The 23168-nt window shown below is 67.6% G+C and carries 20 protein-coding genes and 1 tRNA gene; 8 read left to right on the top strand and 13 right to left on the bottom strand.

Annotated elements, in window-relative coordinates:
- Entirely contained in the window at window positions 1–3435 is a 3435-nt protein-coding gene (locus CA237_RS02400; protein ID WP_277600131.1) for a CheR family methyltransferase, read from the top strand.
- Window positions 3428–3814 (top strand): response regulator, encoded by a 387-nt coding sequence (locus CA237_RS02395; RefSeq protein ID WP_126012638.1) that lies wholly within the window; start codon window positions 3428–3430, stop codon window positions 3812–3814. The genes CA237_RS02400 and CA237_RS02395 overlap by 8 nt, the downstream gene beginning before the upstream one ends.
- Before the next feature lie 34 nt (window positions 3815–3848).
- Here the strand turns inward: CA237_RS02395 and CA237_RS02390 are convergent, their stop codons facing one another.
- Window positions 3849–5948, bottom strand: coding sequence for a TonB-dependent siderophore receptor (locus tag CA237_RS02390; protein WP_241215413.1), 2100 nt, complete (start codon window positions 5946–5948; stop codon window positions 3849–3851).
- 100 nt (window positions 5949–6048) lie between these two features.
- Window positions 6049–6125: transfer RNA gene (locus CA237_RS02385), tRNA-Arg, on the bottom strand.
- Window positions 6126–6181: 56 nt separating this feature from the next.
- Between CA237_RS02385 and CA237_RS02380 the strand changes: the two genes are divergently transcribed.
- Together CA237_RS02380 and CA237_RS02375 are read left to right on the top strand one after the other, a co-directional pair.
- Window positions 6182–6925 carry a queuosine precursor transporter gene (locus CA237_RS02380; protein ID WP_066686651.1) on the top strand — a complete coding sequence of 248 codons (744 nt, stop codon included), beginning with the start codon at window positions 6182–6184 and terminating at the stop codon, window positions 6923–6925.
- A gap of 1 nt (window position 6926) precedes the next feature.
- Window positions 6927–7628, top strand: a complete 702-nt coding sequence (locus tag CA237_RS02375; protein ID WP_066686653.1) for an endonuclease NucS domain-containing protein — start codon at window positions 6927–6929, stop codon at window positions 7626–7628.
- Between the two features lie 3 nt (window positions 7629–7631).
- Here the strand turns inward: CA237_RS02375 and purQ are convergent, their stop codons facing one another.
- Together purQ and purS are read right to left on the bottom strand one after the other, a co-directional pair.
- On the bottom strand, window positions 7632–8300 hold the full coding sequence (gene purQ / locus CA237_RS02370) for a phosphoribosylformylglycinamidine synthase subunit PurQ (RefSeq protein ID WP_066686656.1): 669 nt from the start codon (window positions 8298–8300) through the stop codon (window positions 7632–7634).
- Window positions 8297–8527, bottom strand: a complete 231-nt coding sequence (gene purS / locus CA237_RS02365; RefSeq protein WP_066686659.1) for a phosphoribosylformylglycinamidine synthase subunit PurS — start codon at window positions 8525–8527, stop codon at window positions 8297–8299. Before purS ends, purQ begins: the two co-directional genes overlap by 4 nt.
- A gap of 131 nt (window positions 8528–8658) precedes the next feature.
- Here purS and CA237_RS02360 point away from each other — a divergent pair, with 131 nt between their 5' ends.
- Window positions 8659–9120, top strand: coding sequence for a PH domain-containing protein (locus CA237_RS02360; RefSeq protein ID WP_164523811.1), 462 nt, complete (start codon window positions 8659–8661; stop codon window positions 9118–9120).
- Window positions 9114–10547, top strand: coding sequence for a PH domain-containing protein (locus CA237_RS02355; protein ID WP_126012635.1), 1434 nt, complete (start codon window positions 9114–9116; stop codon window positions 10545–10547). Before CA237_RS02360 ends, CA237_RS02355 begins: the two co-directional genes overlap by 7 nt.
- Here CA237_RS02355 and CA237_RS02350 read toward each other — a convergent pair.
- From CA237_RS02350 to CA237_RS02325, 6 genes are all read right to left on the bottom strand, one after another.
- Window positions 10530–11843 carry a cell wall hydrolase gene (locus CA237_RS02350; RefSeq protein ID WP_241215412.1) on the bottom strand — a complete coding sequence of 438 codons (1314 nt, stop codon included), beginning with the start codon at window positions 11841–11843 and terminating at the stop codon, window positions 10530–10532. The two genes, CA237_RS02355 and CA237_RS02350, sit on opposite strands and share 18 nt — an antisense overlap.
- 147 nt (window positions 11844–11990) lie before the next feature.
- Complete coding sequence (cysK, locus tag CA237_RS02345; protein WP_126012632.1) at window positions 11991–12911, bottom strand: cysteine synthase A; 921 nt, start codon at window positions 12909–12911, stop codon at window positions 11991–11993.
- Window positions 12908–14236 (bottom strand): MFS transporter, encoded by a 1329-nt coding sequence (locus CA237_RS02340; protein WP_066686669.1) that lies wholly within the window; start codon window positions 14234–14236, stop codon window positions 12908–12910. Before CA237_RS02340 ends, cysK begins: the two co-directional genes overlap by 4 nt.
- A gap of 192 nt (window positions 14237–14428) precedes the next feature.
- On the bottom strand, window positions 14429–15253 hold the full coding sequence (locus CA237_RS02335; protein ID WP_066686672.1) for an alpha/beta hydrolase: 825 nt from the start codon (window positions 15251–15253) through the stop codon (window positions 14429–14431).
- A 79-nt stretch (window positions 15254–15332) separates the two neighbouring features.
- On the bottom strand, window positions 15333–15515 hold the full coding sequence (locus CA237_RS02330; protein ID WP_126012629.1) for a hypothetical protein: 183 nt from the start codon (window positions 15513–15515) through the stop codon (window positions 15333–15335).
- Window positions 15516–15615: 100 nt separating this feature from the next.
- Window positions 15616–17904, bottom strand: a complete 2289-nt coding sequence (locus CA237_RS02325; protein ID WP_066686678.1) for a UvrD-helicase domain-containing protein — start codon at window positions 17902–17904, stop codon at window positions 15616–15618.
- A 186-nt stretch (window positions 17905–18090) separates the two neighbouring features.
- Between CA237_RS02325 and CA237_RS02320 the strand changes: the two genes are divergently transcribed.
- A complete protein-coding gene (locus CA237_RS02320; RefSeq protein WP_066686680.1) occupies window positions 18091–18393 on the top strand; it encodes a UrcA family protein in 303 nt (100 codons plus the stop codon).
- 178 nt (window positions 18394–18571) lie between these two features.
- On the top strand, window positions 18572–19837 hold the full coding sequence (locus CA237_RS02315) for an MFS transporter (protein WP_206432936.1): 1266 nt from the start codon (window positions 18572–18574) through the stop codon (window positions 19835–19837).
- Window positions 19838–19840: 3 nt separating this feature from the next.
- On the opposite strand, the gene CA237_RS02310 is transcribed toward CA237_RS02315, so the two are convergent.
- From CA237_RS02310 to CA237_RS02300, 3 genes are all read right to left on the bottom strand, one after another.
- Window positions 19841–21022, bottom strand: coding sequence for a GGDEF domain-containing protein (locus tag CA237_RS02310; RefSeq protein ID WP_066686683.1), 1182 nt, complete (start codon window positions 21020–21022; stop codon window positions 19841–19843).
- 81 nt (window positions 21023–21103) lie between these two features.
- Window positions 21104–21643 carry a 16S rRNA (guanine(966)-N(2))-methyltransferase RsmD gene (gene rsmD / locus CA237_RS02305; RefSeq protein WP_066686684.1) on the bottom strand — a complete coding sequence of 180 codons (540 nt, stop codon included), beginning with the start codon at window positions 21641–21643 and terminating at the stop codon, window positions 21104–21106.
- Complete coding sequence (locus CA237_RS02300) at window positions 21643–23049, bottom strand: pseudouridine synthase (RefSeq protein ID WP_232307812.1); 1407 nt, start codon at window positions 23047–23049, stop codon at window positions 21643–21645. The genes rsmD and CA237_RS02300 overlap by 1 nt, the downstream gene beginning before the upstream one ends.
- Between the last annotated feature and the right edge of the window lie 119 nt (window positions 23050–23168).

Raw genomic sequence — 23168 nt, 5'->3', positions numbered from 1 at the left:
GTGAGTGCCAAGGTCGACGCGCGTTCGCACCGCCCGGCCGGGGTGCCGGTGGTCGGGATCGGCGCATCGGCCGGCGGGCTGGAGGCGCTGCGCGAAATGCTCGCCCCGGCCAGCCTGCCGACCTGCCTCGCCTTCGTCATCGTCCAGCATCTCGACCCCAACCATGAAAGCATGCTGGCGCAGCTGCTCGACCGCAACACCGCGCTGAACGTGCTGCAAAGTTCGGGCGGAGAGCGGATCGAGGCCGATACCGTCTATATCATCCCGCCCGGCCGTGGCCTTGCCATTCGCGACGGCGTGCTGGAACTGACCGATTTCCAGCAACCCCGCGGCATGCACCGGCCGATCGACGATTTCTTCCTGTCGCTGGCTGGCGACCAGCAGTCCAACGCCGCCTGCGTCATCCTGTCGGGCACCGGCGCCGACGGCACCACGGGCCTGCGCGCGATCAAGGAAAATGGCGGCGTCTGCGTCGTGCAGCAGCCCGAGAGCGCGCGCTATGACGGGATGCCCTTGTCGGCGGTCGGCACCGGCCTGATCGATTTCGTCAAGCCGGCCGGCGAAAGCCTCCATTGCCTTCAGGCGTTCTTTCGCCGGCGGGGGTCCGAACCGCTGCAACCGGAAGCGAATGTCGTCGCCGATCATGTCGACGAGATGTGCCGGGTACTGCGCACCGCCATCGGCCATGATTTTTCGGGCTACAAGCGCTCGACGCTGGTGCGCCGGGTTGAGCGGCGGATGCATGTGCTGGGCATCGATACCGGCCGGGCCTATCTGGCGCGCATCCGCAGCGATGCCGCCGAATGCGAGGCGCTGTTCCGCGACCTGCTGATCAACGTCACCCGTTTCTTCCGCGACCCCGATGCGTTCGAAACGCTGCGCATGCGGGTGATCGACCCGCTGATGGCGGACCGCGCGCCGGACGAGGATATCCGCGTGTGGGTGCCCGGCTGTTCGAGCGGCGAGGAAGCCTATACCATCGCGATGCTGTTCGCGGAGGCCGCGCGCAAATCGGGATCGCCGCTGGCGGTGCAGATTTTCGCCACCGATATCGACGAACAGATGCTGTCGATCGCGCGCGAGGGCAGCTATCCCGCCGCTGCGATGGCCGACATCCCGCCGGCCTTACGCGAACGCTATACCGTGCCGCATGCGGAGCGCTTCACCATCGCGGCATCGATCCGCGACATGATCCGCTTTTCCAGCCACAGCCTGGTCAAGGACCCGCCCTTTTCGCGGATCGACCTGGTGTCGTGTCGCAACCTGCTGATCTATTTCGACGACCGGTTGCAACAGGCGGTCGTGCCGCTGCTCCATTATGCGCTGCGGCCCGGCGGCTTCCTGTTCCTGGGGCCGTCGGAAAGCGTCGGGCGGTTCGAGCATCTGTTCGAGCCGGTCGACCAGCAGGCGCGGCTGTTCGAACGTGGACCCGGTGCGCCCAATTATCCGATCGACCTGCCCGGCAGCCAGCGCCAGCCCGTGCCGCGGCGCGAACGCGACAGCCGCGGCGACACGGCGTCGCTCGGCAGCGAATCGCTCGCCACCCGGCGGATGGTGGAACGCTATGCCCCGCCCAGCCTGATCGTCGATCAGGACGGCGGCATCATCTCGGCCTATGGCAAGCTCAGCCGCTATTTCGAATTTCCGGTGACGCGGACCGGGGGCAGCAGCGCGGTCAACCTGGCGCGCGCCGGCCTGCGCAACGTCATCGGCCCGTTGCTGCGCCAGGCGCGCGACGAACGCCGCCGGGTGATCGCGCGCGACGTGTCGGTGGAGGCCGATTACGGCACGCAGCCGGTCGAGGTGATCTGCGATCCGCTGGGCGATGGCACCTTGCTGTTCGTGTTCCGCGACACCGGGCCGTTCGTGCCGTCCGATCCGGGCGAGTTGCAGGACCTGGAGCCGAGCGACGATCATCTGGAATCGCTGGAGGACGAGCTGCGGCTGACCCGCCACCGGCTGCGCTCGGCAATCGAGGAGCTGGAGACGGCGAACGAGGAGCTGAAAAGCTCCAACGAAGAAATGATGTCGATGAACGAGGAGCTTCAATCGACGAACGAGGAATTGTCGACGGTCAATGACGAGCTGAAGAGCAAGGTCGACCAGCTGACCGTCGCCAATTCCGACTTGCGCAATTTCTATGAATCGACCGAACTGGCGGTCGTGGTGCTCGATGCCGATCTGAAGGTGCGCAGCTACACCGATGCCGCCACGCGCATCTTCCCGCTGAAACCCACCGACCGCGGCCGCCCGCTGACCGACGTCGCCAACCGGTTGCAGGATGCCGGCCATCTGGAGGATGCGCGCGCGGTTGCTGGCGGCGCGTCGCCGGTGCAGCGGCGGGTCCACACCGTCGACGGGCAGCATATCTTTTCGATGCGGGTGCTCCCCTATCGCACGCAGAGCGGCGAGGTGGATGGCGCGACATTGGTGCTGACCGACATCACCGACGCGCTGTCGCTCGAACGGCAGCTGGCGGCCGAACGCGAGCGGCTCGACCTCGCGATCAAGGCGGCGGGCATCGGCGTCTGGGAATATTGCCCGGAAAATGGCGAACTGGTGCTCGACCAGGCCGAGCGCCAGCTGTTCGAAGTGGCAACGGATGCCGAGGCGAGCATCGACGCGCTGCTCGGGCGGATCGATGCCGAGGACCTGCCGAAGGTGGAAGCGGCGTTGCGCCGCGCGATCGAGCGGAGCGGCGATTACGAAGCGACCTTCCGCGTATGTCGGAGCGACGGGCAGACCCGCTGGGTCAAGGGATTCGGCCGGGTCGTCGCCGGCAGCGCGCCGCGCCGGCTGGTCGGCGTGTCGATCGACGTGACGCCCGAATATGCGCTGGCCGAAACGCGCGAGCTGATGCTGCGCGAGATGAACCACCGCGTGAAGAACCTCTTCGCGGTGATCGCGGGGATGATCACCATCGCCTCGCGCTCGCACGACGATCTGCGCACCTTCGCCGACGATATCCGCCGCCGCATCGCTGCGCTGGGATCGGCGCATTCGCTGGCATCGCCCGCCGGACAGCCGCATGCCGTCGGGTTGGACGATATCGTCGCCACCACGCTGGCCCCCTATCGCGACCATGCGCGGATCGAAATCGACGGTCCGGTCGTTGCACTCGATCGAAGCTGTCTGTCGCCCTTGGCGCTCATTCTCCACGAGTGGGCGACCAATTCGATCAAGTACGGGGCGCTGGGCAGCGAAGGGGAACGGGGCCTGCACGTGCAATGGCAGGTCGGGGATGATGGGATCGTGCTGACATGGGCCGAGGATGCGAAGGACGTGAACGATCATCAGCCGGGCAAGCGGGGGTTCGGATCGGTGCTCGTCGAAACCAGCGTCCGGCAGCTGCGCGGCACAATGACCTCCGGGGTTGCCGACGGCCGGTTCCGGCTGGAAATCCGCCTGCCCGCCAGCGTGATGCTGCGTGACTGATCCGGTGCTGCTCGTCGAGGACGAGCTCTTCATCGCGCTCGATGTCCAGGCGACGATCGAGGCCGCCGGTTTCGTGGTCGAGGGGCCGTGCATGACGCTGGTCGAGGCGCAGGAAGCGGTGGAGCGCCGCAACGCCGCCTTCGCCGCTGCGGTGCTTGACGTGCGGCTGGCCGACGGGACGGTGTTTCCGGCGGCGGACCGGCTTCATGCCGCCGGCGTGCCGCTGATCTTTCACTCCGGCCATGCCGACGATGCCGACCTGCGCGAGCGCTATCCGCGTGCCATGGTGTGCCCGAAGCCCAGCGCGCCGGAGGCACTGTCGGAGGCAATCCGCCGTTGCGCCTCGCTGAACGACGGAAAGCAGCAGGCGGCGGGCTGAGCCCCATCGCTGACGGCGACGGGGCAGGGTGGCGTTACGACGCCACCCGCACCGACAGCCGTACGATGCGGGGCTGTCCGGGGAAGATCCACACCCGGCTGTACGAACTCTGCGCATAGCGTTCGTCGAACAGATTGTCCGCCTCCGCGCGCAGCGTCAGGCGCGGCGACAGCGCGTACTCGACCGCCGCCTTGGCCTTCACATAGGCGGGCAGCACGACATAATCGCGCTCGATCGATCCGGCCCGGTCGCCGACATAGCTGAGCCCGGCACTGACCGACACGCCGCGCCCGCCATCGTCGAGGAAGCGGCCGAGCGCGAAGAGCGTGCCGTTATGATCGGGCACGTTCAGCGCATGGTCGGTCGGAAAGGCGGAATCGTCGACCCGCGCATGGGTCCAGGCATAGTTGCCGACGATCTGCCAATGCGGGCCGATCTTCACCGATCCGTCGAACTCGATCCCCCGGCTCCGCAAATTCCCGACCGGCGCCAGGAAGTTGCTGTCGACCGGATCGTTGGTCAGGATGCCGCTCTTGCGGATATCGAACCATGTCGCGGCGACGTCGATCCCGGGCCAGCGTCCGGCGATGCCGACTTCATAGCCCTTGCCCGTTTCCGGCGCGAAACCCTGGGCAAAGCGATCGGTGCCCGAATTGAGGACGAAATTCTCGCCCCAGTTCGCATGGACCGCGATCGCGTCGGTCGCCTGATATTTCGCCTCCAGACGGAAGTTGAACGGCTGGTCGACGGTTCGACCGATCCCGCCGGTATTGCGGTTGAGGATGCGCTGACGATAGGCATCGAACCGCACGCCGCCGCCCAGCGTCAGCCGGTCGGTCGCCTCCCACAGGTCCTGCGCATAGAGCGTCCCGGCCCAGCGCTGCTCGCGGTTGTTGGTGAAGGGCAGCAGGACGGGCGGCGTCTGGCCATAGACGGGATCGAACACATCAATGGCATAGGGATTGCCGCCGGTCGCCGGGTGGCCCGGATTGCGGCGCATCCAGCGTTCGGCATAATCGAGCACATAGCCTTTCATGCCGACGCTCGGACGGTGACTGCCGATCCGGCCCGCCAGCTCGACCCGCGCCGACCAGTCGTCGACCGCGAAGTCGCGCGAACGCCGCTGCCGCCACAGCGTCCGGTCGCCGACCAGACGCGACTGATCGGACGACAGCCCTTTCAGCGTACCGCTCCGCCACACCACGCCGCCATTGATCGACCAGTCGTTGCCAAGGTCGAACAGGCCGGTCAGCTGATGCCGCTGGTTGCGGAAATGGGTCAGGCCGTCATTCGGCTCGCCGAAATAGGCCGACCGGCGCACCGCATTGGCATCGCCGCGGATCGCGGGAATGCCGCGGTCGAACAGCGTGTCGAAGCGCGTGATCTCCCCGATATAGGTCAGGCGCACCGCGTCGGACGGTCGCCACGTCAGCGACGGGGCGACCACCTGCCGCTCCATCTGGACGAAATCGCGCCAGCCGTCCGAATCCTCGGCCGCGACGACGATCCGCCCGGCCAGCGTGGCGCTGATCGGCCCGGTGGCGTCGACCTCGACCCGGCGGGTGCCGAACGATCCGTAGGTGAAGGTGGCATAGGCGGCGGGGGTGAAGCCCGGCGTTTTGCTGACGATGTTGACCCGGCCCGCCGGGTCGATGTCGCCGAACAGCGCGCCCGCCGGCCCCTTCAACAACTCCACCCGCTCGGTCGTCGCCGGATCGCGCGGCGGACCCATCCCGCGATTGGCGAGGAAGCCGTCGACATAATATTCCGCGCCGCCATCGGGCGTGCCCAGAAAGCCCCGGATGGCGAAATTGTCCATCACCCCGCCGCGGTTGTTCTGGTTGCTGATCCCGCTGACCAGTTCGAGGGCATCGGACAGCCGATAGGCCCCGGCGGCGGTCAGCAGGTCGCGTTCGACCGACCGGCTCGATTGCGACATGATCTGCGTCGCGGCATCCGACGACAGCGTGCGATCCTGTCCGGCGCGTCGCGTGCCCAGCACGACGATCTCGTCCTTGTCGCTGTCGGCCGCGACGTCGCCGACGGGTGGTTCTTCCGGAGCGCGGGCATGGGCCGGGAGGGCGCAGGACAAGAGCGGGAGCAGCGCCACGGCTGCCCGGACTGAATGAAGCACGATCGTTCCCTGTTACGTTGTAACATTGCCTTGCGGTGGTTCGACCACGCCGTCAACCGTCCGCTGCGCTAGGAGACGGCGTTCATGCATCCTGTGGGAATGGCGCACCCGGAGGGATTCGAACCCCCGACCAAGGAGGTAGAAGCTCCTTGCTCTATCCAGCTGAGCTACGGGTGCCCGGCGCTTCGTTAGCGCGCATTGCGGCGAAGCGGAACCGCTATCATAACGCCGTCATGCAAGAAGCTGCCGATCCCGTCCTGCACCGTGTCGAGGCCAGCGCCGTTCCCGAACGCGGGTTTCGGCATTTCGATCTGGTGATGGCGGCGTTCGTCACCATCCTGCTGCTGTCGAACATCATCGGCGCGGGGAAGGTCGCGGCGATCGATATCGCCGGTACGCCGTTCGTGTTCGGCGCAGGTATCCTGTTCTTTCCGGTATCCTATGTCATCGGCGATGTGCTGACCGAGGTCTATGGCTATGCCCATGCGCGACGCTGCATCTGGGTCGGGTTCGCCGCGCTGTTGTTCATGGCGTTCATGTCGTGGGCGGTGGTCGCCATGCCGCCGGCCGCCGACTGGACCGGGCAGGGCGCCTATGAAGCGGTGTTCGGACAGGTGCCGCGCATCGTGTTCGCGTCGATCGCCGCCTTCTGGGCGGGGGAGTTCGTCAACGCCTATGTGCTGGCGCGCATGAAGGTGTGGACCGACGGCAAGGCGCTATGGACCCGCACCATCGGGTCGACGGTGGTGGGACAGGCGGTCGACAGCGCGATCTTCTATCCGCTGGCGTTCCTCTATGTCTGGCCGACGCAGCAGGTGGTGACGGTGATGGTCACCAACTGGGCGATGAAGGTCGCATGGGAAGTGGTGCTGACGCCGCTGACCTACATCGTAGTCGGGTGGCTGAAGCGGCGCGAGGGCGTCGAGATCTTCGACACCGCGACCGACTTCTCGCCGTTTTCGAACAAGGGAGCGTAGCGTGTACGACAAGGCCGGCTTCAACGACTATTTCGCCAACACTGTCGGTGCGTCGAAGAATGCGTGCGACACCTATCGATCTTTTCTGAACAGGATCGACCAGGCTATTGGCGGCTTGGATGAGGCATTGCTGTCGCAGGGACTGGAGGCGGTGGCGCAATGGGCGAAGGACACCGACAAGGAGCCGTTTGCGACCTATCGCTCGCACGCCCGATCGGTCCTCAAACGATACTCGCTCTATCGGCTGGAAAAAGCGTCGGACGGTGTCGAGGACGACATGGCACCACCCGTAACGGACGTCGTTACCGACCTTGCCGATGTGATTGTCGCGGACGCGAATTTCCTGCGCGAGCGCGAGATGCAAACTCAGGTTCGACAGCAACTGTCAGCCTTGGAGGCGGGCCTGATTGCTATCGACAACGGCGTCGAAGTCAGCGTTGCAACGGGCCGTATCGATATATTGGCCCGTGATGCGCATGGACGGACGGTCGTGATCGAGCTGAAGCCCGGCAAATGCCCCGCTGGTGCGCTCGAACAACTTCTCGCCTATGCTTATGACATTGAGCAAGAGCAGGGCCAGCCGGTCCGGGCTATGCTGGTCGCTGGTTCTTTTTCCGATCGTATTCGGGCCGCAACTCGACGGGCCGGTAACGTCGAATTGCGGACCTATGCATATTCCCTGAACTTTGCCGCTATCGGGTAGGGCTTATGCGCCGACCTTGGCCAGCAGCCCTTCGAACAGCGCGCGGCCGTCGCGGCCGCCATGGGCGGCTTCGATGCGGCGTTCGGGGTGCGGCATCATGCCCAGCACGTTGCCGGCGTCGTTGACGAGGCCCGCAATGTCGCGGGCCGATCCGTTGACCGGTTCGGCATAGCGGAACGCGACCTGTCCCTCGCCCTCGATCCGGTCGAGCGTGGCGTCGTCGGCGGTGTAGTTACCGTCATGATGCGCCACGGGCACGCGGATCGTGTCGCCTGCGCGATAGCCGCTGGTGAAGGCCGAGCGGGTGTCGCCGACCGTCAGCGCGACGTCGCGGCACACGAACGACAGCCCGCGATTGCGCATCAGCGCGCCGGGCAGCAGGCCGGCTTCGGTCAGGATCTGGAAACCGTTGCAGATGCCGAGCACGGGCAACCCCTTGCCCGCCGCATCGACGACCGCGCGCATGACCGGTGACCGGGCCGCGATCGCGCCGGAGCGCAGATAGTCGCCATAGGAAAAGCCGCCGGGCACCGCGACCAGACCGATATCACTCGGCAGGTCGGTGTCGCGGTGCCACACCATCGTCGGCGCGGTGCCGGTGACCGATTCCAGCGCGACGGCGATGTCGCGGTCGCAATTCGACCCCGGAAAGACGATGACGGCGGTCTTCATGCCCGTTCGACCCGGTAGTTTTCGATGACCGTGTTGGCCAGCAGCTTGCGGCACATCGCGTCGATCGTCGCGTCGTCGGTGTCGTCCGCGACCTCCAGCTCGATCAGCTTGCCGACACGGGCTTCGCCGACACCCGCAAAGCCGAGCGAGGCCAGCGCGTGTTCGATCGCCTTGCCCTGCGGATCGAGTACGCCGTTCTTGAGCGTCACGACGATGCGGAGTTTCATGGATAGCCCTCGACTGCACAATATTGCCGCGCGCTATGGCCCCGCCGCGCCGCGTGCACAAGAGCATAGGCGGGATTCGCTTGAGCGGGCCGTATTGCGCCCCTATCACACCCGCCATGGATGATACCCCTGTGCTTGGCACCCTCGACCGCCGGTTCCTGAACGTCCTGCGGTGGCGGGGGGCGATCAAGGCGTTGGTCCTGCTAGCGGTCGGCGGGGTCGGCGAGTTGATCCTCGCCGATCAGGGAGTGCAGAACGGCTTGGCCGTCGTCCCCGCGCTCGTGCTGGGCGCGTGGCTGACCTTCGTCGCGCCGGCGCGCAAGTTCGCGCATTGGGGCTTCGCGCTCGACGATCGGGAGCTGCAGGTGGCGCATGGCTGGCTGATGCGGGTGCATACCGTCGTGCCGATCGGGCGGGTGCAGCATATCGACCTGTCGCAGGGGCCGATCGAACGTGCCTGCGGTGTCGCGACGGTGGTGCTGCACACGGCCGGCACCGACAACAGCCGGGTCGCGGTGCCCGGCCTGTCGCGCGCGGCGGCGGAGGGGGTACGCGACCGCATCCGCGCCGCGATCGGCGCATCGCCATGGTGAGCGCGCGCGATGCGGCGCGGCGGCTGCATCCCGGGACCATCGCGCTGCGGATCGTTATCAAGGCGCCGCAGAATATCGCGGGGCTGGTCGCGCTATCGGCAGCGGCGTCGCGCGGCGGGTGGCTGGTGATGGCCGGGGTCGCGGCGCTGGTACTGGTCGGGGCGGGACTGGTCACATGGTTGCGCTGGCGGTCATTCACCTATCGCATTGCGGACGGCGAACTGGTGATCGCCGACGGCATCCTGCACCGCAACCGCCGGTCGATCCCGTTCGAACGCATCCAGGACGTGTCGATCGACCAGAAACTGCTGGCCCGCCTGTTCGGGCTGGCGCGGGTGAGAATCGAAACCGGCGGCGGCGAGGCGGACGAGGCGTCGCTCGACAGCGTGTCGCTGGCCGAAGCCGCGCGGTTGCGAGCGGTGTTGCGCGGGCGGGATGCGCCGGTCGCCGAAGCGGTCGAGCAGGCGCCGGTGCGCGATACGGTGTTCGCGATGGACGGTCGCCGCGTGCTGACCATGGGCCTGTTCGGCTTCTCGCTGGTCTGGGTCGGCGTGCTGTTCGCCGCGATCAACCAGGTCGGCGATCTGATCGGGTTCGACCGGGATATCTGGCGCGACTGGGCGGGGATGGCCCGGCGCGAGGCGATGGCGCTGGCGACGCCGCTGTTCGCGCTGCTCGCCGCCGTCGCCGCGCTGGTCATCGGTGCGATCAGCGGCGTGGCGCGGACCTTCTTCATCGAACATGGCTTTCGACTGGAGCGCGAGGGCGACCGGCTGCGCCGCGTGCGCGGCCTGACCACCCGGACCGAGGTGGTGGTCAGCCTGCGCCGCATCCAGCTGGCGCTGATCGAGCGCGGCATGGTCAGCGGGCGGCTGGGCTGGTCGAGCCTGCGGTTGCAGACGCTGGGCGGCAGCGACGATGCCGGTGGGCGGCAACAGGTCGCGCCGTTCGCGCGCGACGAGGAGGTGACGCGGGTACTGGCGGCAGCAGGCTATCCGCCGTTCGATCCGCTGCCGTTGCGACCGGTCGCCTTCGGCCATGTCGTGCGGGCGGCGTTGCTGCGCGGCGGGGTGCCGCTGGTCGGGGTGGCCATCGCCTGCTGGTTCCTGCCGCTCGCGGGCCTTGCGCTGCCGTTGGTGGCAATCCCGGTGGTCAGCGCGCTGCTGGCGCGGCGGCGGCATCGCTATGCGATCGTCGGCACCACGTTGCAGGTCATGCGCGGCGTGCTGTCCCAGCGGGCATGGATCGTGCCGCTGTCGAACATCCAAAGCGTATCGGTCACCCGCTCGCCGCTGCAACGGCTGCTCGGCATCGCGACGGTGCGGGTCGACACTGCCGGGGCGAAGGGGATCGGGCGGCCGGACATTTCCGATCTGGCGGTCGAGGACGCCTATTCGCTGGCGCGGGCGCTATTGCGGAACGGGTGAAGGAACGGCCGTCGGTTCGGTCCGCCGCCGGACGCCGGCCAGCGGCGCGGGTCCGGCCGGATCGGCTCGCACTGGTGTAGCGGGCGGCGGCGGGGGCGGGGGCGCGACCGCCCGGCGCATGCACTCCGCCGCCGGGCGCGATACCTGCTGGCAATTCCACAGGCGGCGCTCGATCGACTGGGTCCGGTCGCGGAAATAGCCGAACGACATCGCCTCGACCGCTGCGGGTTCGTTGGCGGCGGCGACCTGCGCCGGCACCGCCGCCCGGTCGCGCCAGCCGAGGAACTTGCAGCGCACCCGGTCGCCGCACGCGGCGGCGGCCAGCGCCGGCCAGCCCTCCGGCGATCCGGCGCCGTCAAGCGCGACGAGGAACGTGTCGGGATCGTCGCTGCTGGGGCGTGGCAGCGATCCGCCGGCAAAGCGTGCCGCCAGCAATCCGGCCTCCTGTTCGACCGCCAGCACTTCGGGCAGCTTGTGGACATCCGAATAGGGGGTGAGTTGCCCGATGCGCGGTTCCTCGCCCCGCGCCGCCTGTCGGAACGCGCCGGGGGTGCCCCACCACCCGGCCCAGCGGAAGAACAGATGCGTGTCGACCGCCGCGATCTTCGACAGGCTCGACTGCCAATAGGGGACGACCCAGTCGGTGTGATAATGGGTGGCATAGCCGACCGGCGCATAGACGCTGCCCGACAGCGCCGCCGCCGCGACCTTGCGCGCGCGTTCCCAGAAAGCTTCGGGGTAGGCGCGGGCGAGCGCGCCGTCGCAGGTGAAGGTGAACTGACACCCGGTACGGCGTTCCGATCCCTGGAAGACGACGCCGCACACGCTCGCCGGAAAGGCGGGGTGGCGGACGCGGTTCAGCACGACCTGCGCGACGGCACGCTGCCCCTTGGTATCGTCGCCCGCTTCGTACAGGACGGCGGCGGCAAGGCAGTCGGTGGCGCGGGCGCGGTTCTCGGCATCGCCGGCGAAGCGGAACGGACGCGCCGCCGGGTTGGGGCCGTCGAAGAACGGCACGGTGGCGTTGAACGCGCGCGCCCCGTCAGGCGGCAGGTTGCGGAACTCGGCCGGTTCGACCGGGGGCGGGGGAATGGCGGGACCTGTGGCAGGGGCGGCAGCGCCACGCTGGCCGGCCGCGATGCGGGGTTCGACGCGGATCGGCGGCACGCGCTCGACGATGACGGCGGGGATCACCGCAGCGGCGAGCGACAGCGCGACGAGCACGCCGTCGAGTGCGGTCGATCCGGTGCGGATGCCGCTTCGGGTCGGCGTTGCGTCGGTTACTGAATGCGCCACAAATTACCCGTTCGGTTCGAGCAGTTTCGAGCCTGTCGAGAAACGTCCGTCGAGAACTTCGCGCCAGCGGCGCCTTCTCGACTGCGGATCTCGACAAGCTCGATCCTCCGCTCGAAGCGAACGGAGTTTGGAAGCGCGCCTAGCCGCTTACTGTTCGGGCAGGAAGTCCGGCACCGACAGATAGCGCTCGCCGGTGTCGTAATTGAAGCCCAGCACGCGCACGCCGTCGGGCAGGTCTGGCAGCTTCTGCAGGATCGCCGCCAGCGTGGCGCCGGACGAGATGCCGACCAGCATCCCTTCCTCGCGCGCCGACCGCCGCGCCATGTCCTTCGCCACGCCTGCATCGACCTTGATGACGCCGTCGATCGCACGGGTGTGGAGGTTGGCCGGCACGAAGCCCGCGCCGATGCCCTGGATCGGGTGCGGCCCCGGCTGCCCGCCCGAAATGACCGGCGAGAGTTCGGGTTCGACCGCGAAGACCTTCAGGTTCGGCCATTTTTCCTTAAGCGTTTCGGCGACGCCGGTGATGTGGCCGCCGGTGCCGACGCCGGTGATGATGACGTCGATCGGCGCATCGGCGAAGTCGTTCAGGATTTCCTGCGCGGTCGTGCGAACATGGACGTCGATGTTCGCCGGATTTTCGAACTGCTGCGGAATCCACGCGTCCTGCGTTTCGGCGGCAAGTTCATGCGCGCGCTCGATCGCGCCCTTCATCCCCTTTTCACGGGGCGTCAGGTCGAAGGTCGCACCATAGGCCAGCATCAGGCGGCGACGCTCGATGCTCATGCTTTCCGGCATGACCAGTATCAGCTTGTATCCCTTGACCGCCGCGACCATCGCCAAGCCGACGCCGGTATTGCCACTGGTCGGTTCGATGATCGTGCCACCGGGCTTCAATTCGCCGGAGGCGTCCGCCGCCTCGATCATGGCCAGCGCGATACGGTCCTTGATCGACCCGCCGGGGTTGGAACGTTCGGACTTGATCCACACCTCGGCATCGCCGAACAGCCGGCGGACGCGGACGTGCGGCGTATTCCCGATGGTTTGCAGGATGGTATCGGCCTTCATGGCTGTGTCTCCTTTGGGATGACTTCCAAATCTTCGGGCGGCGTAAAGCTCCGCGCGGCGCGCAGTTCGGGGAACAGGCGCGACCATAGCATCGTAACGCCGATCGCCAGCACCCCGCCGCCCGCGACCGCGACGACCGGGCCGACCAGTGCGGCAAGAAAGCCGGAGCGCGCCTCGCCCAGCTCGTTCGACCCCGACACGAACAGGGTCGACACCGCGCCGACCCGCCCGCGCATAGCATCGGGCGTGTGTAGCTGGATCAGCGACTGGCGGACATAGACCGATACCATGTCGGTCGCGCCGACGACGAACAGCGATACGAGGGCGAGCAGCGCGGCGGGCGCGAAGTCGCTGCCGATCGCCGCCGGTCCGAACACCGGGATCAGCAACGGCGCGGACAGGCCGAACAGCGCGGTCGCCGCACCGAAGCCCATCACCGACAGCAGCATCTTGGCGCCGACATCCTTCGACAGCGGCTTGACCGCGAACACCGCCGCGACGACCACCGCGCCCAGCGCCGGGGCGGCGCGCAGATGGCCGAGACCGTCCGCACCGATCTGCAGGATGTCGCGGGCATAGATCGGCAGCATCGCCGTCGCCCCGCCCAGCAGCACCGCGAACAGATCGAGCGAGATCGCCCCAAAGACCAGCCGGTTGCGCCGGACATAGGCGAGGCCGTCGAGCATTTGCCGCCACGGGTTCATATTGCCGGTGATCGCCGCACGCGGGATCGGCGGGATCAGGAACAGCATGACCAGCCCGAACAGGAACAGCCCGGCCGACACCGCATAGGGCAGGTAATGGGCGAAGGCGTAGAGATAGCCGCCCATCGCCGGCCCCAGCACCGATCCGCCCTGCCACGCGATCGAACTCATCGCGATGGCGGTCGGCAGTACGGCGGCAGGGACGAGGTTGGGGGCGAGCGCCTGCAACGCCGGCCCGGCAAAGGCACGCGCGACGCCCAGCAGCGCGGCGACGAAGAACAGCCACGGCAGGCTGATCCCGCCGGTATAGGTCAGCCAGGCGAGCAGCAGCGCACAGCCCCCCTCCAGCGCGACCGATCCGCGCGCGATCCAGCGGCGATCGACCCGGTCGGCGACCCAACCGGCGACCAGCGACAGCACCAGCAGCGGCAGGAACTGCGCGACGCCGATGAGGCCCAGCTGAAACGCCGATTCCTTGATCGTCATCGTCTCGCGGGCGATGTCGTACACCTGCCACCCGATGACCACGACCATCGCGATCTGCGCCAACGTATTGGACAGGCGCGCGAGGAAATAGGCGCGGAACGGGCCGATCGATAACGGGTGGGGGGTGGTACGCATGGGGCGGGGTGTAGGTCCGCTGGCGGGGCGGGGCAATGCAGATCGGCTTGGGGGGTGTTGGGTAGTGGCTTCATCCTGGTTCGTCACCCCCGCGAAGGCGGGGGTCCATATGCGCCAACCTTGAGGATCATCATGACCGTCAGCGCTTATGGATTCCCGCCTTCGCGGGAATGACGACGGGCGGGAGGCGGCTTATTTCCCCAGGAAGCTGAGCAGATCTTCGGTCAGCCGGTCGCTTTCGGTGGCGAACAGCCCATGCGGCGCGCCGTCATATTCGATCAGCGTGGCGTTCGGCAGCGCCTTGGCCAACGCGCGGCCTGTCGCGTCGATCGGCACCGTCTGATCCGACGTGCCGTGGATCACCAGCGTGGGCACGGTGATCGAAGGCAGGTCGGGGCGGAAATCGGTCGTCCCGAACGATTCCGCACAGGCTAGAGTCGGCTTGAGGCCCGCCAGCATCGCGGTGTTCCACGACAGGTCGAGCACTTCCTCGCTCACCGGGCTAGTGATGAAGCCGACGCCGTAGAACTGGTCGAAGAAGCTGCGGAAGAATTTCGGGCGATCCGCCTTGATATTGTCGGCGATCTCCTGAAGCTGGTCCTGCGGCACGCCGTCGGGATTGTCGTCGGTCTGGAGCATGTAGGGCACGACCGATCCGATGAAGCCGGCCCGGGTCACGCCCTTGCCGCCATGGCGCGACATATAGCGCGCAACCTCGCCGCCACCCATCGAGAAGCCGATCAGCGCGATGTCGTCGGTGACGCCGGTTTCCTTCAGCACATCGGCCAGATCGTCCGACAGCGTGTCATAGTCATAGCCCGACCAGGGCTGGTCCGACCGGCCGAAGCCGCGCCGGTCATAGGCGATCACGCGGTATCCGGCATCGGCCAGCGCCATCGCCTGCGGGTCCCAGCTGTCGGCGCTCAGCGGCCAGCCATGGATCAGCACGACCGGGCGGCCCTGTCCCCAGTCTTTCACGAACAGGCTGGTGCCGTCACGGGTCTTTACATAGGGCATGGCGCGGTCCTCGTTGCGAATTGCTCGTCGGTGAACGAGCGAGCCGCGACGCGGTTGCCTCCGAACGACAACCGTACGGTCAGCGCGGAACGATGCCCAGCACCGGGCGGACGATGCCCCGTTCGGCATCGCGCAGAATCGCCGAGTAGCGTTCCGCCATCTCCGCATGGACCCGCCGCACTTCCGGCAGGCTCGCCTCGCTGGCGCGGTGCCGTGCCTCGTCCAGCCGGCGGCGATAATAGGTAATATTGTCGGTGGGCATCATGGCCTCCTGTACAGTGTACCTGGCGGACCATAGTCTACGCTGTTATGCCAAAGGCGTCGCTGATCCAGATTAAGCATCTGTTCAGTAACGATAATCCTCAGCCCGGTGTCACGAAGCTGTCGAGTACGCGCTTCTGTCCCGCCGTCTCGAACAACACTTCCAGCTTGTTCCCTTCGATCGTTTCGATCGTGCCATAGCCGAATTTCTGATGGAACACGCGTTGCCCGGTCGACAGGTCGCTGCGGCCCTTGTTGCCCAGGCTGATCGCACTCGCCCGCGCCTCGACCACCCGCGACGGGGTGGTGGTGAAGGTGGAGCCTTGCGACGCCGCGCGCTGCCACCCCGGCCCCCGCCCGGTCCCACGCGCGACATCGGCGAAGGGGTCGGCGCGCTCGCTCCAATTCGCCCGCCACAGGCTCTCGCCGCCCGACATCGTCGTCTCGGTTTCGATATGCTCGGGAGGCAGTTCGCCGACGAAGCGCGACGGCAGGGACGAATTCCACTGTCCATAGATGCGGCGATTGGCAGCGTGAAAGATCACGGCCAGCCGCCGCGCGCGGGTGATCGCGACATAGGCGAGGCGGCGTTCTTCCTCCAACGACGCGGTGCCGCCCTCGTCGAGCGAGCGTTGCGACGGGAACAACCCTTCTTCCCACCCGACGCAGAACACCGTGTCGAACTCCAGCCCCTTGGCGGCGTGGATCGTCATGATCGTGACCTTCGGCTCCTCCGCCGATGCCTCGTTGTCCATGACCAGCGACACGTGTTCCAAGAACGCGCCGAGCGATTCATATTCCTCCATCGCGCGGACGAGCTCGGTCAGGTTCTCCAGCCGCCCGGCAGCCTCGGCGGTCTTTTCCGCCTGGTACATGGCGGTATAGCCGCTTTCGTCGAGCAACTGCCGCGCCAGTTCGGCATGCGGCAGGCCCTGCGCCATGTCGCGCCAGCGCGCGAAATCGCCGACCAGCCGCCCCAGCGACTTGCGCGCCGCGCCGGTCAGTTCGTCGGTGTCGAGGATGCGCGCGGCGGCGGTCATCAGCGAACTGCCGGTCGCCCGCGCGAAGCGGTGGATGGTCTGCACCGCCTTGTCGCCCAGTCCGCGCTTGGGCACGTTGACGATCCGTTCGAACGCCAAATCGTCCGCCGGCTGGTTGACGACCCGCAGATAGGCCAGCGCATCGCGGATTTCGGCGCGTTCGTAGAAGCGGAAGCCGCCGACGATCCGGTAGGGCATGCCGATGCCGATAAAGCGTTCTTCGAACTCGCGCGTCTGGTGCTGCGCGCGGACGAGGATCGCGAACTGGTCGAGATTCCTGCCATCACGCTGGCCGCGCTCGATCATCTCGCCGACGCGGCGCGCTTCTTCCGGCCCGTCCCATACACCGATGACGCGGACCTTTTCGCCAACATCGGTCTCGGTCCACAGCGTCTTGCCCAGCCGCCCGCCATTATGCGCGATCACGCCCGATGCCGCGCCCAGGATATGCGGGGTCGATCGGTAATTCTGTTCCAGCCGGACGATCTTGGCACCGGGAAAGTCGCGTTCGAACCGAAGGATATTCTCGACCTGCGCGCCGCGCCACGAATAGATCGACTGGTCGTCGTCGCCGACGCAGCACAAATTGCGCCGCTCCTGCGCCAGCAATCGCAGCCAGAGATACTGGACGCTGTTGGTGTCCTGATATTCGTCGACCATGATGTAGCGAAAGCGCTGCTGATATTGCTGCAACACCTCGCGGTTGGTGCGCAGGATCGTCAGCACGTGCAGCAGCAGATCGCCGAAGTCGCAGGCGTTCACCGCCTTCAACCGGTCCTGATATTCCTGGTACAGCTCGCCACCGCGGCCATTGGCGAAGCGTTCACTCTCCCCGGCATCGACATCGGCGGGGGTCATCCCCTTGTTCTTCCAACCGTCGATCAGGCCGGCGAGGCTGCGCGCCGGCCAGCGCTTCTCGTCGAGATTGGCGGCGACGATCAACTGTTTCAGCAGCCGCAACTGGTCGTCGGTGTCGAGGATGGTGAAGTTCGACTGCAACCCGACCAGTTCGGCATGGCGCCGGAGCATCTTCGCGCCGATCGCGTGGAAGGTGCCGAGCCACGGCATCCCCTCCACCATGTCGCCGACCAGCCGGGCGACGCGCTCACGCATTTCGCGCGCGGCCTTGTTGGTGAAGGTCACCGACAGGATTTCGGACGGATAGGCCTTCCGGGTGTAGAGCAGATGCGCCAGCCGGGCGGTCAGCGCCGCGGTCTTGCCCGTGCCCGCGCCGGCCAGCACCAGCACCGGCCCGTCGGTGGTCAGTACCGCATCGCGCTGCGGTTCGTTCAGGCCGCGCAGATAGGGGGCGTCGGCCGGGGTCGGGGCGGGGGGAGCAAGCGAGGACATCGTCGAACAGGTAGGGAACGAACCGTAAAGCGACAAGCAAGGAAATCGTTTCAGAACCGTCATCAACCTGCCATCATCGCTTCGCTGCGTTGCAACATTGGGTGACTATCGCGCGGCTGCCGGTGGACGGCGGCGTCATCCCGGACGACCGCTGCCGCGACGGGCACCGCATTCGCAGGAGCTATCATGACCAACCGTCTCATCGTCCTCGCGGCGGCCGTTGCCGCCTGCCTGTCGTCCGCCGCCCATGCCGAACAGCGCGAGCCGGTCACCGCCCGTGTGTCGATCGCCGGCCTCGACCTCGGCACCGCCGAAGGCCGCCGCATCCTCGACGCGCGTATCGATCGTGCCGCGATCGGGGCGTGCCGGTCGCGCGCCTTCGGCCTGCGCGGTGTCGCCGATGAAGGCCGTTGCCGCCGCGAAATGCACCGCGACGCGCAGGTCCGGGTCGCGCAGCTGACGCCGGTGAAGCTCGCCAGCGCGAAGTAACACCGTCGTCACCCCGGGCTTGACCCGGGGTCCCGCTTCTTTGGCAACCGGAGTGAGAAGCGGGACCCCGGATCAAGTCCGGGGTCACGAGCTGCATGGGACAGGGTCCTATAATTACGTGACAACGCGCCTGTGTGAACGCTTCTTGCCTTGGAGCGTCAAATTGCTAGGCGGGCGCATGACCCAACCGCACCCCATGCGCGTCCATCGTCGCATCCTGATCGCCAGCCTGATCGGCACCTCGGTCGAATTCTACGACTTCTATATCTACGCGACCGCCGCGACGCTGGTCTTCGGACCGCTGTTCTTTCCGTCGGAAAGCGCGTCGGCGCAGCTGATGGCGAGCTACCTGTCGATCGGCCTCGCCTTCATCGCACGACCGCTCGGCGCGGTGGTGTTCGGCCATTTCGGCGACCGGCTGGGGCGCAAGTCGACCCTCGTCGCATCGCTGATGCTGATGGGCGGGTCGACGCTGCTGATCGCGTTCCTGCCGACCTATGCCATGGTCGGCTGGATCGCGCCGCTGCTGCTGTGCACGTTGCGGTTTGCGCAGGGGCTGGGGCTGGGCGGCGAATGGGGCGGGGCGGCATTGCTCGCGGTCGAGAACGCCCCGCCGGGCTGGCGCGGACGGTTCGGCATGGTGCCGCAGCTGGGCGCGCCGGTCGGGTTCATAGCCGCCAACGGGCTGTTCCTGCTGCTCGGCCTTGCACTGTCCGACGCCGACTTCGCCGCCTGGGGCTGGCGCCTGCCGTTCCTGTTCAGCGCGGCGCTGGTCGGCCTCGGCCTGTGGGTGCGGGTGAAGCTCCACGAAACGCCGGCCTTCGCGAAGGCGCTGGAGCGGGAGGCGCCCGCCGCGGTGCCGATCGCCGAACTGGCCGGCGCGCATCTGCGCGCGACGCTGGCCGGGACGTTCGGGGTCGTCGCCTGTTTCGCGCTCTATTATATCGCGACGACCTTCGTGCTCGGCTACGGCACGACCGCCTTGGGCTACAGCCGCAGCGCGTTCCTCCAGACCCAGCTGATCGCGATCCTGTTCATGGCCATCGGCATCGCGCTTGCCGGATGGCTGTCGGATCGCTCGACCCCGGCCAGGGTCCTTGCCGGCGGCTGTGTCGGCGTGGTGCTGGCTGGCGTGCTGCTGGCGCCGATGGTCGGCGGCGGATCGCTGTTCGTGATCGGCGCGTGGCTGTCGTTCGCGCTGCTGATGATGGGCTTCGTCTACGGACCGCTCGGCGCATGGTTGCCCGCGCTGTTCCCGGCGCGGGTGCGCTATACCGGCGCATCGATGGGGTTCAATGTCGGCGGGGTGATCGGCGGCGGACTGACCCCCAGCATCGCCCAGGCACTGTCGGTGTCGCACGGCTTGTCCGCGGTCGGCGCGGTGCTGGGCGCGGCGGGGATCGCCAGCATCGTCGGCCTGCTGCTGGTCCCCCGCGAGCGATAACCTTTACCCAGTCCGCAGGCTCTGCGCGTCGACCACCGGGTCGGGCACCGGGCAGATCCGGTTGCGCCCGGCGCGCTTGGCTTCATAGGATCGCCGATCCGCCCGGTCGATCAGGCTGTCGAGCGTATCGCCCGGTTCCAGCACCGCCAGCCCGGCGCTGACCGTGATCGGCGGCAGATGCGTGGCGATGGCGGGCAGCGACGCGCGGACCGACTGCGCCGCCAGCCACGCTCCGCGCAGCGTCGTGCGGTCGAGCACGGCGACGAATTCCTCCCCGCCCAGCCGCGCGATCACCGCCGATGCCGGCAACCGTTCGGTCAGCATCGTGGCGAACGCGCGCAGCACGAGGTCGCCGGTGGCATGGCCATAGCCATCATTGACTCGCTTGAAATGGTCGAGGTCGAACAGGATCGCTGCCAGCGGCTCGTCCTGCTGCCAGGACCGGGCCAGCAGCCGCGTCGCGCGCCGTTCGAACCCCCGTCGGTTGGCGATGCCGGTCAGCGGATCGGTTTCCGACGCGGCCACCGACAATCCCATCGCTGCCTTCACCACCAGCAACAGCGTCAACAGTCCCGCTGTGACGATCAGCACGCCGCCGGTCGCCTGAGAGAACAACGCATAGCTGCTGCTCGCATAAGCCTTTGCCGTCGTTCCCGATCCGAACGTCGCCGCGAAAAAGGGTTTGACGACGAAATGCGCGGTCGTCAGCGCGGATGCGATCGCCAGCGCCAGCCACAGCGCGCCGCGCCTGCGCCGCACCGCATCGACCGCAATGACCGTCGATAGCGACGCGCCCAGCGCGAACGGCGCCTGATAGGCGATTTCATACCACAATTCGTTGCGCGGTCCGTTCCAGATCAGCGCCCGGACGACCACGCCGAAGACCAGCAGCGCGATCAGCGGCCCGCGCGGGACCGCGCGTCCCGCCAGCGCGGCCAGTCCGCCCTGCAACAGCACAATGCTGACCAGAAACGACCCATAGCTGCCGATCATGAACAGCGTGGTCGAATCGGTCAGCCGCACGCCCAGTTCGCTCAGCGGCGTCAGCCCGCCGATCAGATAGGCCAGCACGAACCAGGTGACGTAACGCTGTTCGGGATAGGATATCCGGACGATCGCGAACGCGGTCGCGAACAGCCCGGCGATGCAGGCGTTGACGATCAGGGCATATACCGCGCTGTCCATTCCCCATCCCGCCGCTGCAACGATCCGAAAGCCCTATCAGCATTTTTCGGTCGAAATGTTAACGGCGGGAATATTTCGGGATCAAATCAGTCGCAAGAGCGTTATGCGCGCCTTCCCATAGGTGCGTTCCGCATCGACGGTGAATTGGGGCAGGTCCAGCGCCTCGCTCTTGGCGGTTTCGATGCTGACCCACGTCGCCGGACCGATCCAGCCCAGCCGCGCCAGCTTGTCCGCCGCCACGGCGCCGGCGCCGCTGCCATAGGGCGGGTCCATCATCACGATGTCGAGCGGGCGCGGCGCCGGACCGAGCGCCAGCACCGACGTTGCCCGCACGTCTGCACCCGCCACGTCCAGCTTCGCCAGATTGGCGCGCAGCGCGTCCAGCGCGGCCTTGTCCTGTTCGACGAACAGGCAGGTCGCGGCACCGCGCGACAGCGCCTCGATCCCCAGCGCGCCCGATCCGGCGAACAGGTCCGCCACCGCCAGCTCGTCGAAGCTGCCGACCCGGCTGGCCAGCATCGAAAACAATGCCTCGCGGGTACGGTCGGCGGTCGGGCGGGTTGCATCGCCCTTGGGAGCGACGACCGGGCGACCGCGCCATTGTCCTGAAATCACCCGCATCAGCGCTTTCCTCCACCGGGCTTGCCGCCGCCGGGGCGACCGCCCTTGGGCTTGCCCTTGGCGATGCGGGGGGAGGGGCCGGCCTTGGCCCAGCCGCTGGGCTTGCGCTTGGGCCGGTCGACGAAGCTCGCCCGGTCGGCTTCCGCCGCTTCCGCCTGCGTCATCCGCTTGTCGACCGGGCCACGCGCCGTCCGCGCCTCGTCGGTGTGCGCCTGCTCGCGCGGCTTGCGCGGCACGCGGGCCACGCCGTCATAGCCGGGCCGTTCGGCATGCGCCGCCGCCCGCCGTGCCCGCGCATTCTCGGTCGGCCGGTCGCCATAGGCGCGCCGGTCGCCAAGCCCCGGCTGCCGCCGCTCGGCCGGCGTCTGTCCGGCCTGGGTGAGGGGATCGAAGCCCTCGCGTCGCTCGACCGGCCGTTCGGTCACATGGGTGCGCGGGCCGCTCCGCCGGGCATCGCCCTGCAGCCGCGTGCCGAAGCGGGGGCGCTCGCCGCCCGCCTGCGCGCCATCGCCGAAGATGCGCCGTTCGCCGCCGTCGCGGTCCGGCCGGCGCCCGCTGAACCCCGAACGCTGCCCGTCGCGCTCCACGCGCGGGCGGCGTTCGTCGAAACGCGGTCGCTCGACCGGTTCGGGACGCGGCAGCGGCGTCGCCCGCTTCCATGCCTTCAGCGCGGCAGGATCGGCACCCTCCGGCGCGGGCTTGCTGGTCGGCTTGTTGGCCAGCGTCTTGCGGAACGCGACCAGCTCGTGCTGGCGGATCTCGTCGACCTCGCCTTCGGGCAGGTCTTCCAGATAGAAGGGGCCATAGCGAGTGCGGATCAGGCGCGAGACCTTCAGCCCCAGATGTTCGAGCACGCGGCGAACCTCGCGGTTCTTGCCTTCGGTCAGCGTCATCTCGATCCAGGTGTTCGTCCCGGTGCGCCGTTCGAGATTGGCGTTGATCGGGCCGTAGCGCACGCCCTCGATCTCGATCCCCATCATCAGCTCTTCGAGCTGCTGCTGGCTGACCTCGCCGTACGCGCGCGCGCGATAGGTCCGCTCGACCCCGGTCGCGGGCAGTTCCAGACGGCGCTTCAATTCACCGTCGGTGGTCATCAGCAACAACCCCTCGGTATTGAGGTCGAGCCGCCCGACCGGGATCAGCCGGGGGAGGCCCGCCGGCAACCGGTCGTAGATCGTCGCGCGACCCGCGCCGTCACGCTCGGCGGTCAGCGTGCCGGCGGGCTTGTGGAAGCGGAACAGCCGCGTCGGTTCGGGCGCGGCGACGGGCGCGCCATCGACGGTCACGCCCTTCAGATTGGGCAGGATGGTGGCGGGCGTGTCGACGACGACGCCGTTCAGCGCCACCCGGCCGGCGGTGATCATGCGCTCGACATCGCGGCGCGACGCGACACCGGCGCGCGCCATCAGCTTGGCGATACGTTGGCCGTCGCGGGGGGATTCGGTCGGGGATTCAGGGGACGTAACGATGATCTGGGTATCCGTTTGCGGCGACGCGACGAAAGTTTCAGCCGAAGCGGTTCCTT

The organism is Sphingomonas sp. ABOLH (genome assembly GCF_003951715.1).
Lineage (GTDB): Bacteria > Pseudomonadota > Alphaproteobacteria > Sphingomonadales > Sphingomonadaceae > Sphingomonas > Sphingomonas hankookensis_A.
This window is presented reverse-complemented; position numbering and strand designations above follow the sequence as displayed.

Excerpts from the sequence above, each read along its gene's own strand:
- CA237_RS02380 (WP_066686651.1), top strand. The coding sequence starts at position 6,182 with ATGCAAGAAGCTGCCGATCCCGTCCTGCACCGTGTCGAGGCCAGCGCC.
- purQ (WP_066686656.1), bottom strand. The coding sequence starts at position 8,300 with ATGAAGACCGCCGTCATCGTCTTTCCGGGGTCGAATTGCGACCGCGAC.
- purS (WP_066686659.1), bottom strand. The coding sequence starts at position 8,527 with ATGAAACTCCGCATCGTCGTGACGCTCAAGAACGGCGTACTCGATCCG.
- CA237_RS02355 (WP_126012635.1), top strand. The coding sequence starts at position 9,114 with ATGGTGAGCGCGCGCGATGCGGCGCGGCGGCTGCATCCCGGGACCATC.
- cysK (WP_126012632.1), bottom strand. The coding sequence starts at position 12,911 with ATGAAGGCCGATACCATCCTGCAAACCATCGGGAATACGCCGCACGTC.
- CA237_RS02340 (WP_066686669.1), bottom strand. The coding sequence starts at position 14,236 with ATGCGTACCACCCCCCACCCGTTATCGATCGGCCCGTTCCGCGCCTAT.
- CA237_RS02335 (WP_066686672.1), bottom strand. The coding sequence starts at position 15,253 with ATGCCCTATGTAAAGACCCGTGACGGCACCAGCCTGTTCGTGAAAGAC.
- CA237_RS02330 (WP_126012629.1), bottom strand. The coding sequence starts at position 15,515 with ATGCCCACCGACAATATTACCTATTATCGCCGCCGGCTGGACGAGGCA.
- CA237_RS02325 (WP_066686678.1), bottom strand. The coding sequence starts at position 17,904 with ATGTCCTCGCTTGCTCCCCCCGCCCCGACCCCGGCCGACGCCCCCTAT.
- CA237_RS02320 (WP_066686680.1), top strand. The coding sequence starts at position 18,091 with ATGACCAACCGTCTCATCGTCCTCGCGGCGGCCGTTGCCGCCTGCCTG.
- CA237_RS02315 (WP_206432936.1), top strand. The coding sequence starts at position 18,572 with ATGACCCAACCGCACCCCATGCGCGTCCATCGTCGCATCCTGATCGCC.
- CA237_RS02310 (WP_066686683.1), bottom strand. The coding sequence starts at position 21,022 with ATGGACAGCGCGGTATATGCCCTGATCGTCAACGCCTGCATCGCCGGG.
- rsmD (WP_066686684.1), bottom strand. The coding sequence starts at position 21,643 with ATGCGGGTGATTTCAGGACAATGGCGCGGTCGCCCGGTCGTCGCTCCC.
- CA237_RS02300 (WP_232307812.1), bottom strand. The coding sequence starts at position 23,049 with ATGGCGCGCGCCGGTGTCGCGTCGCGCCGCGATGTCGAGCGCATGATC.